Consider the following 13,407-nt stretch of genomic DNA (forward strand, 5'->3'; position numbering starts at 1 on the left):
TTTAGTAGGAATCATTTTTGATCATTTTAGGTTCTGTTAACTTAGTCGACGCCTCGGCTTCATTGTCAAATGACATCAGGCGTCGATACTTTTCCTGCAGAGCCACTAAGCTACCATCTTGGGTAATTTGTTTGAGTCCCGCATTAAAATCATCCCGAATTTGTTCACTGAGAAATGCGAACTTGTATTCTGTAGGTGGGAATATTTGGTGGCAAATCGCCTGTTGTTTTAAGTCTTTTTCAGTGAGTTTTCCCTCAAGATAGGCCTGCTTTAAGTAGTATTTGAAAATATTTTTATCCATCACAACGACATCGGCCCTGCGCTTCATCAGCATATAAACCTGCTGCACTTGCCTCGCTTGTTCTTGGTAGCCGCTATTGGTCTTAACCATGTTGGCAAACTCTTCCCCCAGTAACGATGATGCACGTTGAAAGGCGACGACTTGTTTGTTGTTTAAATCGTTTATGCTATTGATGTTAAATTGATTACTCTCGAGGCTAATGGCGCAGTTTTGGTAGGTTATCGCAACGTTTGAATAAAAAACGTTGTTAATCATTCCTTCTTTGATGTTGATGATGCCATCGAGTTTACCCTCCCTGAGTTCATGGAAAGTGCGCGCCAGTGGTAAGTAGTGGATAGAAGCTGTATGGCCTTTAACGGCGAGGGCTTGGTTAAGTAATTCGAGTTCGATCCCGCTATTTGTTGCTTGGATGACATAGGGCGGGATAGACAGGCTGACGCCTATCTTAATTTCAGCCGCTTGGCCGAGCTGAGCGCCGCATAGGATGAGTAACCCCATCAATTTATAGCGGTTACGACGAGCCACTGAGCTATTTGGCTTATTGAGTTTATGCGCCATAAGTTACCAACACCTCCGCGGTATACACTTGTAACTGTGTTTGATACTCGCCAAGTCATTCCATGACTTTCTTGAGTAAGTGTAGTGTGTCTGTGAACTCAGCACGGCTTTATTTATCAAATACACATTAACGCTTTAACCTATGACAAGCTCAAAAGGATGAGCCCGGCTCAGTCAGAAAAGCAATTTCTTCCGCCGTAGACTCCCTGCCTAAGATAATATTTCTATGTGGATAGCGGCCAAACCTGTCGATAATCGCTTTATGGCGCAGTTCAAACGTTAGGTTTGTTATCGCAGCTTCGCGATTAAACAGTTTTACTGCTACTTGGTGAATGGTTGCCGATTCGCTGTGCATATAGGGCATAAATAGAAAAGGGACTTGTTTGGATTTTAGTGCGGTATCGACCCGTTGGGCAACGGCCTCTTGGGCGAGCACTAAGGCTATCGCATCGGCTTCGAATGCGGTAGGCGTATCGCGGTAAATATTACGGGAGAATTGATCGAGCACTATGATCTCCGCTAATCGGCCTTGGGGCGTGACTCGCCAATGGGAAAGCTCTCCCCGTTTGGCTTGAAATAGCACACTTTCGAAGCGCTGTTTGATCTGGGTATCAAATTCAACATCTTTAATCCACCAGAGCTTTGGGTCAATGTCTTCAAACCAAAATGTCAGTATTTGGTCTGCTGTGATTGTCTGGCTCATTTTAGCCTTTCTTCATAGGTGTTGAGTGATATTAGAAATAACAGTTGTTGGGGGAGGATGACAAGTCGTTTCGTTTGATTTAAGTGCAGATTTGTTATCTGATGATCTTGTCGCGAACCGTAAGTATTTAGCATTGGCTATTGCCTTATTGACTGAATATAAAGTAGTTTTGATGATAATTACTTTTGTTTCCAGATAGGTCATCCTATGTCACTTTCAATGCCAGCATCCCAACAGGTTTCAAAGCAAAATAAGGCGTTTCTGCGTAAGTTATATTTGGCGCATTTAATGGATGATGACCGCCATAATCTATTATCACTCAATAAGTTAACCGGAATGCCTCGCCGAACTTTACAGGATGCTATCGCAGCTTTTGAGGATATAGGTATTCGAGTCGAGTTTGTGCAGGAAGGCAGCCGTAACAATTCAGGTTATTACCGCATAGTCACCTGGGGGCCGATCAGCAGCGCTTGGGTCGATACCCATCTAAGCGAAATCGCTGAGCTGATAGGGTTTTACGAGAAGTCAATTTAAACGCTGTTTGTTACCAAGGACGAATTTGAGAACTCTTCAACTGTTAGGTTTTATTCTTGCCATCGCAGGCGTCATTTTAGGATATATAACGCTAGCATCTATTGACGGTCAAACATCTGAAGCTTCTGCTGGGGCTGCGGGTTTAGGCATGATTTTTATGGTATTACCAACCTTTGGCTGTTCTGCGTTAATGTTGGTACCTTCTTCTTTAACATTATGCAAATCAGAAGTAAGGCTACGTACCTATTTTAAAGGGAGTTTTTGGTTGAGTTTGTGGAAATTGAATTTAGTTATTTCTGCTGTATATATTCTTGCTACTCTTTATGTAGGCTGTTTATGGCTACAAATCAGCATTGGTCGTTAACGAGTGAATCATCTCGTTCATCATGTGTTCATTTTTAGGTTTAACCTTCAACGCGAGTCTCACCTGAGGATATTGCATTCGTTTGTATAGATATTTGAGCATTTTCTCTTCGTTACTCCTTTGCCAATTTTCTGGCCTGACCAGCCTAAACTCCCTATAATCGGCTGTAAATGTCATCACGTTACATAGTGTTCACATCTAAATACCCTACATACTTAAAATAAAAAGGAACCTTGTTCCATGTTAGAAAAACTGTTCAAACTGAAACAAAATCAAACGAGCCTCAAGCAGGAAGCGGTCGCAGGTTTGACAACATTTATGACTATGGCCTACATCATTTTTGTGAACCCAATGATGTTAGCCGATGCGGGCATGGACCATGGTGCTGTATTTGTGGCGACCTGTTTGGCTGCGGCTGTCGGCTGTTTGGTTATGGGGCTGATGGCGAATTATCCAATTGCGCTTGCTCCAGGTATGGGACTTAATGCCTTTTTTACCTACACAGTCGTGGGTGAAATGGGTTACAGCTGGGAGACTGCATTAGGCGCGGTGTTCCTGTCGGGAATTTGCTTTTTAATCTTGTCCTTAGTGCGTATTCGAGAATGGATTGTAAATAGTATTCCCATGTCGTTACGTATCGGTATTGCTGCAGGTATTGGTTTGTTCCTTGCACTGATTGGCCTTAAGAGCGCCGGTATTGTGGTGGCAAGTCCTGCTACGCTAGTGACCTTAGGCGATATCACGGCATTTCCGGCGGTCATGGCTGTGTTAGGTTTTTTCCTGATCATTGCTATGGTGCAACGTGGAATGAAGTCGGCGGTTATCCTAAGTATCTTGATTATCACAGGGCTGGGATTAGTGTTTGGCGATGTGCAGTATCACGGCATTGTGTCTATGCCGCCGTCGATCATGCCAACCTTTTTGAAGATGGATTTATCCCAAGTCTTTGAAGTCAGCATGTTATCTGTGGTGTTTGCCTTCTTATTCGTCGATCTTTTCGATACCTCTGGCACTTTAGTTGCGGTTGCGCAGCGCGGTGGTTTCCTCGATGAGAAGGGCCGTTTACCGCGATTAAACCGTGCCTTAACTGCCGACAGTTTAGCGACCATTGCGGGCGCGGCTTTTGGTACATCGACGACAACAAGTTATATCGAAAGTACGGCGGGTGTGAGCGCGGGTGGTCGTACTGGTTTGACGGCAGTTGTCGTGGGATTACTCTTTATTGCTGCGTTATTCCTGTCGCCATTGGCGGGCATGATCCCAGCGTATGCGACGGCGGGTACACTGTTTTATGTAGCGATTTTGATGATGTCGGGACTGGTGCATGTCGAATGGGAAGATTTGACTGAAGCCGCGCCTGTGGTGGTTGTGTGTATATTAATGCCGCTAACGTTTTCTATCGCGACGGGCATTGCCTTTGGGATCATCTCATATGCAGCAATCAAATTACTCACAGGTCGCTTTAGCGATCTTAATGTGGGCATTTTAGTATTAGCCGCATTGTTCGTAGCTAAGTTTGTCTATGGTTGATGCTGTCGATTAATTCACCTGCACAGTAAAAACTCGCAACGTAGATTGTTTACATTTTTGAGGGCCATCTAATCGATGGCCCTTTTTAATGCGCGATTCTAAGCAAAAACGAAAATTTATCTCGAGTTAATAACTCCTTGCTACCAATTACTCAGCGGATTAGGTATAAGGATTGTTCGGTTATTTTGTTACAAATGAATAATGAACTTAAGTGAGATTGCGTATCGCCGCGTGGTAGTGAAGTTAGGGACGAGTGTGCTGACCTCTGGCAGTAAACAGCTAGATAAAGCCCACATGGTTGAGCTTGCTCGTCAAATGGCCGCACTGATGAAGTCAGGGGTCGAAGTCGTATTATGCACCTCAGGGGCAATTGCCGCTGGGCGTGAACATCTCCAATACCCGACGCTGCCCGACACTATGGCCAATAAGCAATTGTTAGCCGCTGTCGGGCAAAGTCAGTTGATCCTCGCTTGGGCACAACTCTTTAGTATTTATGGGCTGCATGTGGGCCAATTGCTGCTGACCCGTGCCGACTTGCAGGATAGGGAGCGTTACCTTAACGCCCGCGACACGCTCAATGCCTTGTTGGCGAATAATATTGTGCCGATCATCAATGAAAACGATGCCGTTGCCACCAATGAGATCAAAGTGGGCGATAACGACAATTTATCGGCGCGCGCAGCACTCTTATGTGACGCTGACTTATTGATTTTATTGACGGATCAAAAGGGCTTATTCGATGCCGATCCGCGCACTAACCCGAACGCTAAGTTGATTTCACAGGTGGTGAAGATTGACGATAGTCTGCGTATGCTGGCGGGCGGTTCTGTATCGGGTTTAGGCACAGGTGGTATGTCGACTAAATTGGAAGCGGCGGATATTGCTCGCCGTGCTGGTATCGAAGTGGTTATCGCCTCTGGCCATCACCCAGATGTGATCAAAAAAGTGGTCGCCAAAGAGTCCGTCGGTACTCACTTTAGTGCCATCGAAAACCCGCTCGAAAGCCGCAAACAGTGGATTCTAGCGGGACCTGCAACTCAAGGTTCTTTAGTGCTTGATGCGGGCGCGGTCAAAGCCGTGACTGACAAGGGCCGCAGTCTATTGTCTAAAGGTATCGTAGGCGTTAAAGGTCAGTTTGAACGTGGTGCGACGCTACAATTAGTTGATCAACAAGGTAAAGTGATTGCTAAAGGGATGACACGATACTGTGGCCAAGCCCTGAGTTTGATTGCGGGTAAGCATTCCGACGAGATCGAGTCTGTACTCGGTTACGATTATGGTGACGCAATAGTGCACCGCAACGACATGGTTGTCTTATAAGCGAGGTCTGTTTTGAGTCAAATGAATCAAGATCAGTATTTACAGCAACTTGGCCAAAATGCCAAACAGGCCAGTTATGCTTTAGCCAATTTAACGGCGAGCCAAAAGGCTGACTTACTCGAAGCTATTGCCGATGCGCTGACGGCAAACTCCGCCGCCATTTTAGCGGCTAATGCTAAAGACGTTGCCGCCGCTAAGAACGATGGATTAACTGAGGCGATGATCGACAGACTGTTGCTCGATGATGCGCGTTTAGCGGGCATTATCGGTGATATCAGCGATGTGATCCGCCTTGCTGATCCCGTGGGTGAAGAGTTTGGCAGCAAGTTATTAGATAACGGTTTAAGGCTGACTCGTCGCCGCGTACCGCTGGGCGTGATTGGGGTTATCTACGAGGCGCGCCCGAATGTGACAGTCGATATCGCCGTACTTGCCCTTAAAACGGGTAATGCGGTGATCCTCCGTGGCGGTAAAGAAACCCTTGAATCGAATAAGCTTATCAGCGAAGTGATCCGCGGCGCGATTGTTGCCCAAGGTTTACCCATAGATGCGGTGCAATTTATTGATTCTTCAGACAGAGCCCTAGTGACAGGTTTACTTAAGCTCGATCAATATGTCGACATGATAGTGCCGCGCGGCGGTCAAGCATTGCAGCGCTTATGTGCCGAGCAAGCGACGATTCCAGTGATTTTAGGCGGCATTGGTATTTGCCACTTGTATGTCGATAAAAATGCCGACCTTGAGCGTGCCTTAGGCGTAATCGCTAATGCCAAAGTGCAGCGTCCAACGGTGTGCAATGCTCTTGATACCTTGCTGGTGGATGAGCGCGTGGCTAGCAGCTTTGTACCGCAAATTGCCGAATATCTGCATCGTCTAGGCGTGCGTTTTTCAGTTTGTGACACAAGTTTTAGTCTGCTGGATGGTTTAGGGTTCGAGGTGACGCTTGCTAAGGCTGAGGATTTTGGAATCGAATGGTTGTCGTTAACCTTAGGTATCAAAGTCGTGAGCGATATCGATGCCGCCGTTAGTCATATTCGCCAGTATTCTAGCGGCCATTCGGAGGCCATTTTGACCGATGATATTCATGCAGCGGCACACTTTATGAATGAAGTGAACTCAGCCGCCGTGTATGTGAATGCCAGTACGCGTTTTACCGATGGCGGTCAGTTTGGTCTTGGCGCTGAAGTGGCGGTGAGCACGCAAAAACTGCACGCTCGCGGTCCAATGGGGCTTGAGGCATTAACCACATATAAGTGGTTAGCTTGGGGTGATTACACTAGTCGTGTTTAGCGGTAAATACCGATAAACCCAAAGCCGTTAACCTACTACGTTGACGGCTTTTTTGTTTGCGGTATCCAACTGAATAGCGACATCAATGTGTTTGGCTAACAAGTTTAGCTGCTTATGGCGAGCGGGGTATAAGTAACAAGTAACCAGATACAGAAAAATATCGTCGACATAACGACAGTGAATTTACGAAAGGCCTTGATGTATTCCAAGGTATAAATAAAGTACTTTTCTTGTACTCTGCGAGTGAGTAAAACCGAAGGCAGCATAAAACTGCAATAGAGCATGACTACCATAGTGGTAAAACTGTTTCCCCAGAAATGCTCATAAATAAATAAGGCGATGCAGAGTAGCATGGCGCACCAACTGATAGGGCTGATGCTATTTTCTGGATTCCATTGGGTTGATTTTTCCATCTGACTATCCTTAGTCGATTTGTATCTCAGTACAATTTATAGACGGATATCTCGGCTTTATCAAACGCTTTCCATTGTTAGACTCAGTACGCTGGCCAGTTTGTTGCCGTTTGAGCCTTGTTCATCATTTATCTAATATGAGCGCGTACAACTTAAAGTGGAGTGAATTGCTTACTTAACGTCGAATGACTTGTGCTTAATGTGGTCGAGATAGCTTAAAGCATCTAGCTTAAATCATCTTGATATCGGCAAATTCGCCTTTGCAAAGCAGGGCTAAGTCTGTTGCCGCTAAGCTTATTTCTAAACCGCGTCTGCCGGCGCTCACATAGATTCTATCGAAGCCTTGAGCGCTGGCATCAATCAAGGTTGGCAATTGTTTCTTTTGCGCTAAGGGACTAATACCGCCAACCAGATAGCCTGAGGATTTTTGTGCTAGGTCGGCATTGGCCATTTGTAGTTTCTTTTGTCTTAAGCATTTAGCTACGGCTTTTAGATTAAGCTGATGATCGACGGGCACGAGCGCGACGGCAATCGGCGCATGAGCTTTGTCGATGGCAACTAAAAGGGTTTTAAATACTTGCGCGGGTTCGAGCCCTAAGGTGTTAGCGGCTTCTTCGCCGTAGGCGGCGCAGTGTGGATCGTGGCTGTACTCTAAGATATCAAACGCGATCTTGGCTTTTTTCGCCAATCGGACGGCCGGGGTCATTTTATACTCCTTCACAAAATGGGAGATATTAGCGCTTAATCTTGGCTTAAAATGTTAGCCAGCTCTTTTAATTGGCTCATTGCCGTGAGCTAACATTATTTAAGGCTGCTACCCAACGATTATTCCGCTAGCTTTGTGCTTATCTTGTTTTTACGCTCTAAATAACGGGGCAGAAGTTGCTGTAACATCATCCCCGATAAAATAAAGGCTAGGCCGAGATAGGTTGCCATCGCAATCGTTTCTTGCAAAATCCACGCGATAAAACCAATCGACATCACAGGAGATAAAAACACCATAGTGCTGATGTTCGCAGTGCGAGTGGCGGTTTTCAGCGCCATTAACCAGAGCACAAAGGTAATGCCCATTTCAAACAAGCCCACATACATACCTGCAAATATCGCCTTAAGACTAAAACTGGGTAGGGTATCTGTCAGCACTAAGGTGACGGCAATAAAAGGTAAGCCGATAAGAAAACTCAATAATAAACTGACCACAGGATCGCCTTGATCTTTGGTGTTGACGATCCAATATAGGCACCAGAGTAAGGTGCTGGTCAGCGCCAATCCGATACCGAGCGGGCTATCAAAACTAAAGCCGCTGATATCGCCGCCGGTAGCAATGATAAACACGCCTGTATAGGCAATCAGCGCGGCAGCTATGTCGCTCTTACGCAAATGTTGCTTTAACAAAGGCGCGGCCAGTAACGGTAGTAATACCGCCCAAGTGTAATTAAGTGACAACGCTTGCTGCGCTGGCAGTAAGGAATACGCTTTAAATAGCACGACATAGTAAAGGAAGGGATTGATGAGTCCAGTCACCAGATAAAACATGGGGCGGCGTAAAAACTGTTGCTTGAGTAAGGAAAGCTTTTTTTGCCAAGCAAGGATTCCGGCAAGGGCAATAATCGAAGTGAGTACGGCAACAAACACCAGTTGCAGCGGTGTGTAGTAACTCAAGGCAATCTTAAAGGCAGTGGCCACTGTAGACCAGAGAAAGACCGCCGCCATGCCATACACGTACGCTAAATTCGAAGACTTCACTCTGCTACCTTACTAGGATAAACATCCGCCAAATGTGGGCCGATTGAATAACAGCTTGGGTTGATAAGCAAGACTATTTTATGTGATTGGATATTTTATCCCGCTGTAGATGCGAGAAAGATAAATCAGAAAATTTTTTTGTTCGCCCTTGTAATTAAATTCCCTGTCCCAATATAGGTATCAAGGCAGAGAAGGTGGCCAACGATGGACTTGATATTTCAACCGTCTAGCCCCATATCAAAACCAACTAAACAAATTTAGATTGAATGAAATTTTTCGGAGGACCTCATGGGTAAAATTATTGGTATCGACTTAGGCACAACAAACTCTTGTGTAGCTGTCCTCGATGGTGGCAAAGCACGTGTGTTAGAAAACGCTGAAGGCGATCGCACAACCCCGTCAATCATCGCTTATACAGATGATGAAACCATTGTCGGTTCGCCAGCAAAACGTCAAGCTGTGACTAACCCGACTAACACATTCTTCGCGATTAAGCGTTTGATTGGTCGTCGCTTTAAAGATGACGAAGTCCAACGTGACGTGAACATCATGCCATTCAAAATCATTGCAGCCGACAACGGTGATGCATGGGTTGAATCGCGTGGCAATAAGATGGCTCCACCACAAGTTTCTGCAGAAATCTTGAAAAAGATGAAGAAAACCGCAGAAGACTTTTTAGGTGAAGAAGTAACAGAAGCGGTTATTACTGTTCCTGCTTACTTTAACGATTCACAACGTCAAGCGACTAAAGATGCGGGTCGTATCGCAGGTCTTGATGTTAAACGTATTATCAACGAACCAACGGCTGCAGCATTAGCCTACGGTATCGATAAGAAACAAGGCGACAACATTGTTGCAGTATACGATTTAGGTGGTGGTACATTTGATATCTCTATCATCGAAATCGACAGCAACGATGGCGACCAAACATTTGAAGTGTTGGCAACCAACGGTGACACCCACTTAGGTGGTGAAGACTTTGACAACCGTTTGATCAACTACTTAGCTGACGAATTCAAGAAAGAGCAAGGCTTAGATCTGCGTAAAGATCCATTAGCAATGCAACGTCTGAAAGAAGCAGCAGAAAAAGCGAAAATTGAACTTTCAAGCACCAACCACACTGAAGTGAACCTGCCATACATCACGGCAGACGCAACAGGTCCTAAGCATTTAGTGATTAAAATCACTCGTGCTAAATTGGAATCACTGGTTGAAGACTTGATTATCCGTACATTAGAGCCACTAAAAGTTGCCCTGGCTGATGCAGATTTATCTGTAACAGACATCAACGAAGTGATTCTAGTGGGTGGTCAAACACGTATGCCTAAGGTTCAAGAAGCAGTGACAAACTTCTTCGGTAAAGAACCTCGTAAAGACGTGAACCCAGACGAAGCGGTAGCCGTAGGTGCTGCAATTCAAGCGGGCGTACTGTCAGGCGACGTGAAAGACGTATTACTGTTAGACGTAACACCACTGTCTCTGGGTATCGAAACCATGGGCAGCGTGATGACTAAGTTGATTGAAAAGAACACCACTATTCCTACTAAGGCGCAGCAAGTGTTCTCAACAGCCGATGACAACCAAAACGCAGTGACGATTCACGTACTGCAAGGTGAGCGTAAGCAAGCGAGCGCGAACAAGTCATTAGGTCAGTTCAACTTAGACGGTATTGAGCCAGCTCCACGTGGCCAGCCACAAATTGAAGTGATGTTCGACATCGATGCCGACGGTATTCTGCATGTGTCTGCGACAGACAAGAAAACCGGCAAGAAACAAAACATCACCATCAAAGCCTCTTCTGGCTTAAGCGAAGAAGAAGTGGCGCAAATGGTACGTGATGCCGAAGCTCACGCAGATGAAGACAAGAAGTTTGAAGAGTTAGTGCAAGCACGCAACCAAGCTGACGGCTTAGTCCACGCGACTAAGAAACAAGTGGAAGAAGCGGGTGATGCATTGCCAAGCGAAGATAAAGAGAAAATCCAAGCTGCTATGGCCGCTGTTGACACTGCCAGCAAAGGCAATGACAAAGAAGCCATTGAAAAGGCAACTCAAAATTTGATCGAAGCATCTGCTAAGCTGATGGAAATCGCTCAAGCTAAGTCTCAAGCTCAAGGCGGCGACAATGCCGACGCGGGCAAACAGGCTAACGCTGCTGCCGATGACGTTGTCGATGCTGAATTCGAAGAAGTGAAAGACGACAAGAAATAATGACTTGTTTTCAATCAAATAGATTGATTTCAAAGCGTTAATTTCTAGGCGGGCGTTACGGGGCAACCCTAACGCCCGTTTGTTCAACACCAGCTGAGAAGCATGAGATTATGTCAAAGCGAGATTATTACGAAGTATTAGGTGTCAGTCGTGACACCAGCGAACGTGAAATTAAAAAGGCCTACAAACGTCTGGCCATGAAATTTCACCCAGATCGCAACCCAGGCGACAAAACCGCAGAAGCTAACTTTAAAGAAATTAAAGAAGCCTACGAGATCCTAACCGACGCCGACAAAAAAGCGGCCTATGACCAATTTGGTCATGCGGGTGTGGATCCTAATCGCGGTGGCGGTGGTTACGGTGGTGGTCAAGGCGATTTCGGTGATATTTTCGGTGATGTCTTTGGCGATATTTTCGGCGGTGGACGTCGTGGTGGCGGTCAACGCCAAGCGGCCCGCGGCTCAGATTTACGTTACAACCTAGAGTTATCACTGGAAGAAGCCGTTAAAGGCTTAACCAAAGAACTGCGTATCCCAACACTGGCGACTTGCGATCTATGTGAAGGCAGCGGCGCTAAAAAAGGCACCTCTGCAACCACTTGTGGCACCTGTCATGGCCAAGGCCAAGTCCAAATGCGCCAAGGTTTCTTTGCGGTGCAACAGCCTTGTCCAACCTGTCATGGCCGCGGCAAGATCATCAAAGATCCTTGCACTAAGTGTCATGGCGATGGCCGTGTTGAAAAGAGCAAAACCTTATCGGTTAAGATCCCTGCCGGCGTAGATACGGGCGACCGTATTCGTTTAGCGGGTGAGTTTGGCGCGCCTCCAGGGGATTTATACGTTCAGGTCAGTGTGCGTGAGCATGCGATTTTCGTCCGTGATGGCAATAACCTTTACTGCGAAGTGCCGATATCCTTCAGTAAAGCGGCCCTAGGCGGTGAGATTGAAGTGCCAACACTGGATGGTAAAGTCAGCCTGAAGATCCCAGCCGAAACGCAAACGGGCCGTATGTTCCGTTTACGTGGCAAAGGCGTCAAGTCGGTTCGCAGCCATGCGGTAGGCGACTTGCTCTGCAAAGTGGTTATGGAAACCCCAGTTAACTTAAACGATCGTCAAAAAGAACTGTTACGCGAATTTGAAGCCACCTTAACTGGTGAGTCGAAAAAACACAGCCCAAAGGCTGAGGGCTTTTTCGATGGCGTGAAAAAGTTCTTTCAAGATCTGAATAGCTAACTTGGTCTAGTGTCGCAGAGGTTAGCTGCGCACTAGAAGAAAAAAGCCCTGCAATGGTTAACCTTGCAGGGCTTTTTTATATTCGGATTTATGCCCAAATATTAAAGTGTTTAAAGTTGAAGCAGCCTGCGGTGGTGTTTCACCAATTAGCTGCTTAATTGTCCTGTGTCGTACTTCGGAGTTGAATTCGGAATCAAGCAGTTGCTATAAAACAAAATGACTATGACCGTAAATAGCGTTACTATAATGAAAAGTAACACTTAATATGCACCGTAACTGCTAATGAGAGAGTAATTATGGATTCAATAACTGGAGAATATGGACAAATCAGAAAACCCTTAATTTACTATAAGGGAAATCTCGTAGCATTGAATATATCTGAAGAGTCTGAGTCATATTTTGGCGGTAACTTACCATTAATATCTAACTTTCCCGAGACAGCAAAGTTACATCTTTTGTTTACATTAAACAGAGATATATTAGATTTATTCGACAACATCCAGTTTTCTAGCATAGCATTAATTTATCCGTTTATGCATGATGGTGGTTCAATCAAATATCAAATAAGATATGACGGAAGTATCAAGATACAATCAGTCCATCCCCGAGAAGCTGAAAATGATTGGCCCTATGAAAATTACCCAACCTCATTTTTAAAAGTGAAATTTGCACACGAACAAATCCTAAAAATGGATTTTAATGATTTCAAAAATCTACTTCCACAAGTCCAATTCACTAACAATAGTGAAGAAATAATAATAGTCATTCCTCCTCAAGCTGGTTATGAAGTTTCTCTTTGGGGCGATGATGGTGATGCAGAAAATGTTTTATGTGTTTTTAGAATCTGCCCTAAAACTGGTAATGTATATGCAGACAATCAATGCAGCTAACAAGAGCAGACCACGGACTTGCAAACCTATTAATTTAATTGTCCACTAAATAATAAAACTTGTACCAAATTTAAATATAGCCACTACTCCCTTCATGATAATGCCCAGAAGATCAGACGGGCATCCACAGTAATTGCGTGGTAGTTAATCTCCAGCTTTGCTTAAGCATTGAACAAGGAGGTTTGTATGCCGTGTCATTGAAATGATTGGACAGGCAGGAAATGTTATTGAGACACTCATTATTAAATTTTAGAAAGATGGAGTGTTAGTTCTTTTTTTAAATACGAATAAGTAACACTGAAACTTCAGGAGTTCATA

13 protein-coding genes are annotated in these 13,407 nt (G+C 45.1%); 8 read left to right on the plus strand and 5 right to left on the minus strand.

The genetic code is table 11. The features are described from left to right. Window position 1 precedes the first annotated feature (1 nt). Together L5M18_RS13345 and L5M18_RS13350 are read right to left on the minus strand one after the other, a co-directional pair. Window positions 2-859, minus strand: coding sequence for a substrate-binding periplasmic protein (locus tag L5M18_RS13345; protein WP_173243155.1), 858 nt, complete (start codon window positions 857-859; stop codon window positions 2-4). A gap of 151 nt (window positions 860-1,010) precedes the next feature. Continuing rightward, window positions 1,011-1,562, minus strand: coding sequence for a DUF924 family protein (locus L5M18_RS13350; protein ID WP_263197268.1), 552 nt, complete (start codon window positions 1,560-1,562; stop codon window positions 1,011-1,013). A 207-nt stretch (window positions 1,563-1,769) separates the two neighbouring features. On the opposite strand from L5M18_RS13350, the gene L5M18_RS13355 reads away from it, so the two are divergent. The 5 genes from L5M18_RS13355 (at window position 1,770) to L5M18_RS13375 (ending at window position 6,600) form a co-directional block, all read left to right on the plus strand. Continuing rightward, a complete protein-coding gene (locus L5M18_RS13355) occupies window positions 1,770-2,096 on the plus strand; it encodes a winged helix-turn-helix domain-containing protein (RefSeq protein WP_028761704.1) in 327 nt (108 codons plus the stop codon). 25 nt (window positions 2,097-2,121) lie between these two features. Continuing rightward, complete coding sequence (locus L5M18_RS13360) at window positions 2,122-2,460, plus strand: carbon starvation protein CstA (protein WP_263197270.1); 339 nt, start codon at window positions 2,122-2,124, stop codon at window positions 2,458-2,460. 240 nt (window positions 2,461-2,700) lie between these two features. Further along, window positions 2,701-3,990, plus strand: a complete 1,290-nt coding sequence (locus tag L5M18_RS13365) for an NCS2 family permease (protein ID WP_263197273.1) — start codon at window positions 2,701-2,703, stop codon at window positions 3,988-3,990. A gap of 201 nt (window positions 3,991-4,191) precedes the next feature. After that, complete coding sequence (gene proB, locus L5M18_RS13370) at window positions 4,192-5,310, plus strand: glutamate 5-kinase (protein WP_105251651.1); 1,119 nt, start codon at window positions 4,192-4,194, stop codon at window positions 5,308-5,310. 12 nt (window positions 5,311-5,322) lie between these two features. Continuing rightward, the gene (locus tag L5M18_RS13375) at window positions 5,323-6,600 is read left to right on the plus strand and encodes a glutamate-5-semialdehyde dehydrogenase (protein ID WP_263197275.1); all 1,278 of its coding nucleotides are present in this window, start codon (window positions 5,323-5,325) and stop codon (window positions 6,598-6,600) included. Window positions 6,601-6,704: 104 nt separating this feature from the next. On the opposite strand, the gene L5M18_RS13380 is transcribed toward L5M18_RS13375, so the two are convergent. The 3 genes from L5M18_RS13380 to L5M18_RS13390 form a co-directional block, all read right to left on the minus strand. Next, the gene (locus L5M18_RS13380; RefSeq protein WP_219251162.1) at window positions 6,705-7,013 is read right to left on the minus strand and encodes a hypothetical protein; all 309 of its coding nucleotides are present in this window, start codon (window positions 7,011-7,013) and stop codon (window positions 6,705-6,707) included. 229 nt (window positions 7,014-7,242) lie between these two features. Next, entirely contained in the window at window positions 7,243-7,719 is a 477-nt protein-coding gene (gene ybaK, locus L5M18_RS13385; RefSeq protein WP_263197278.1) for a Cys-tRNA(Pro) deacylase, read from the minus strand. A gap of 119 nt (window positions 7,720-7,838) precedes the next feature. Continuing rightward, window positions 7,839-8,759, minus strand: a complete 921-nt coding sequence (locus tag L5M18_RS13390) for a DMT family transporter (RefSeq protein ID WP_113941182.1) — start codon at window positions 8,757-8,759, stop codon at window positions 7,839-7,841. Between the two features lie 288 nt (window positions 8,760-9,047). On the opposite strand from L5M18_RS13390, the gene dnaK reads away from it, so the two are divergent. The 3 genes from dnaK (at window position 9,048) to L5M18_RS13405 (ending at window position 13,089) form a co-directional block, all read left to right on the plus strand. After that, window positions 9,048-10,967: a molecular chaperone DnaK gene (gene dnaK, locus L5M18_RS13395; RefSeq protein WP_105251655.1), complete on the plus strand. Its 1,920-nt coding sequence runs from the start codon at window positions 9,048-9,050 to the stop codon at window positions 10,965-10,967. 110 nt (window positions 10,968-11,077) lie between these two features. Further along, window positions 11,078-12,199, plus strand: a complete 1,122-nt coding sequence (gene dnaJ / locus L5M18_RS13400; protein ID WP_263197281.1) for a molecular chaperone DnaJ — start codon at window positions 11,078-11,080, stop codon at window positions 12,197-12,199. Between the two features lie 296 nt (window positions 12,200-12,495). After that, window positions 12,496-13,089 carry a hypothetical protein gene (locus tag L5M18_RS13405; RefSeq protein WP_263197283.1) on the plus strand — a complete coding sequence of 198 codons (594 nt, stop codon included), beginning with the start codon at window positions 12,496-12,498 and terminating at the stop codon, window positions 13,087-13,089. Window positions 13,090-13,407 lie beyond the last annotated feature (318 nt).

Origin of the sequence: Shewanella sp. SM20 (assembly GCF_025654545.1) — a bacterium.
Lineage (GTDB): Bacteria > Pseudomonadota > Gammaproteobacteria > Enterobacterales > Shewanellaceae > Shewanella > Shewanella oncorhynchi.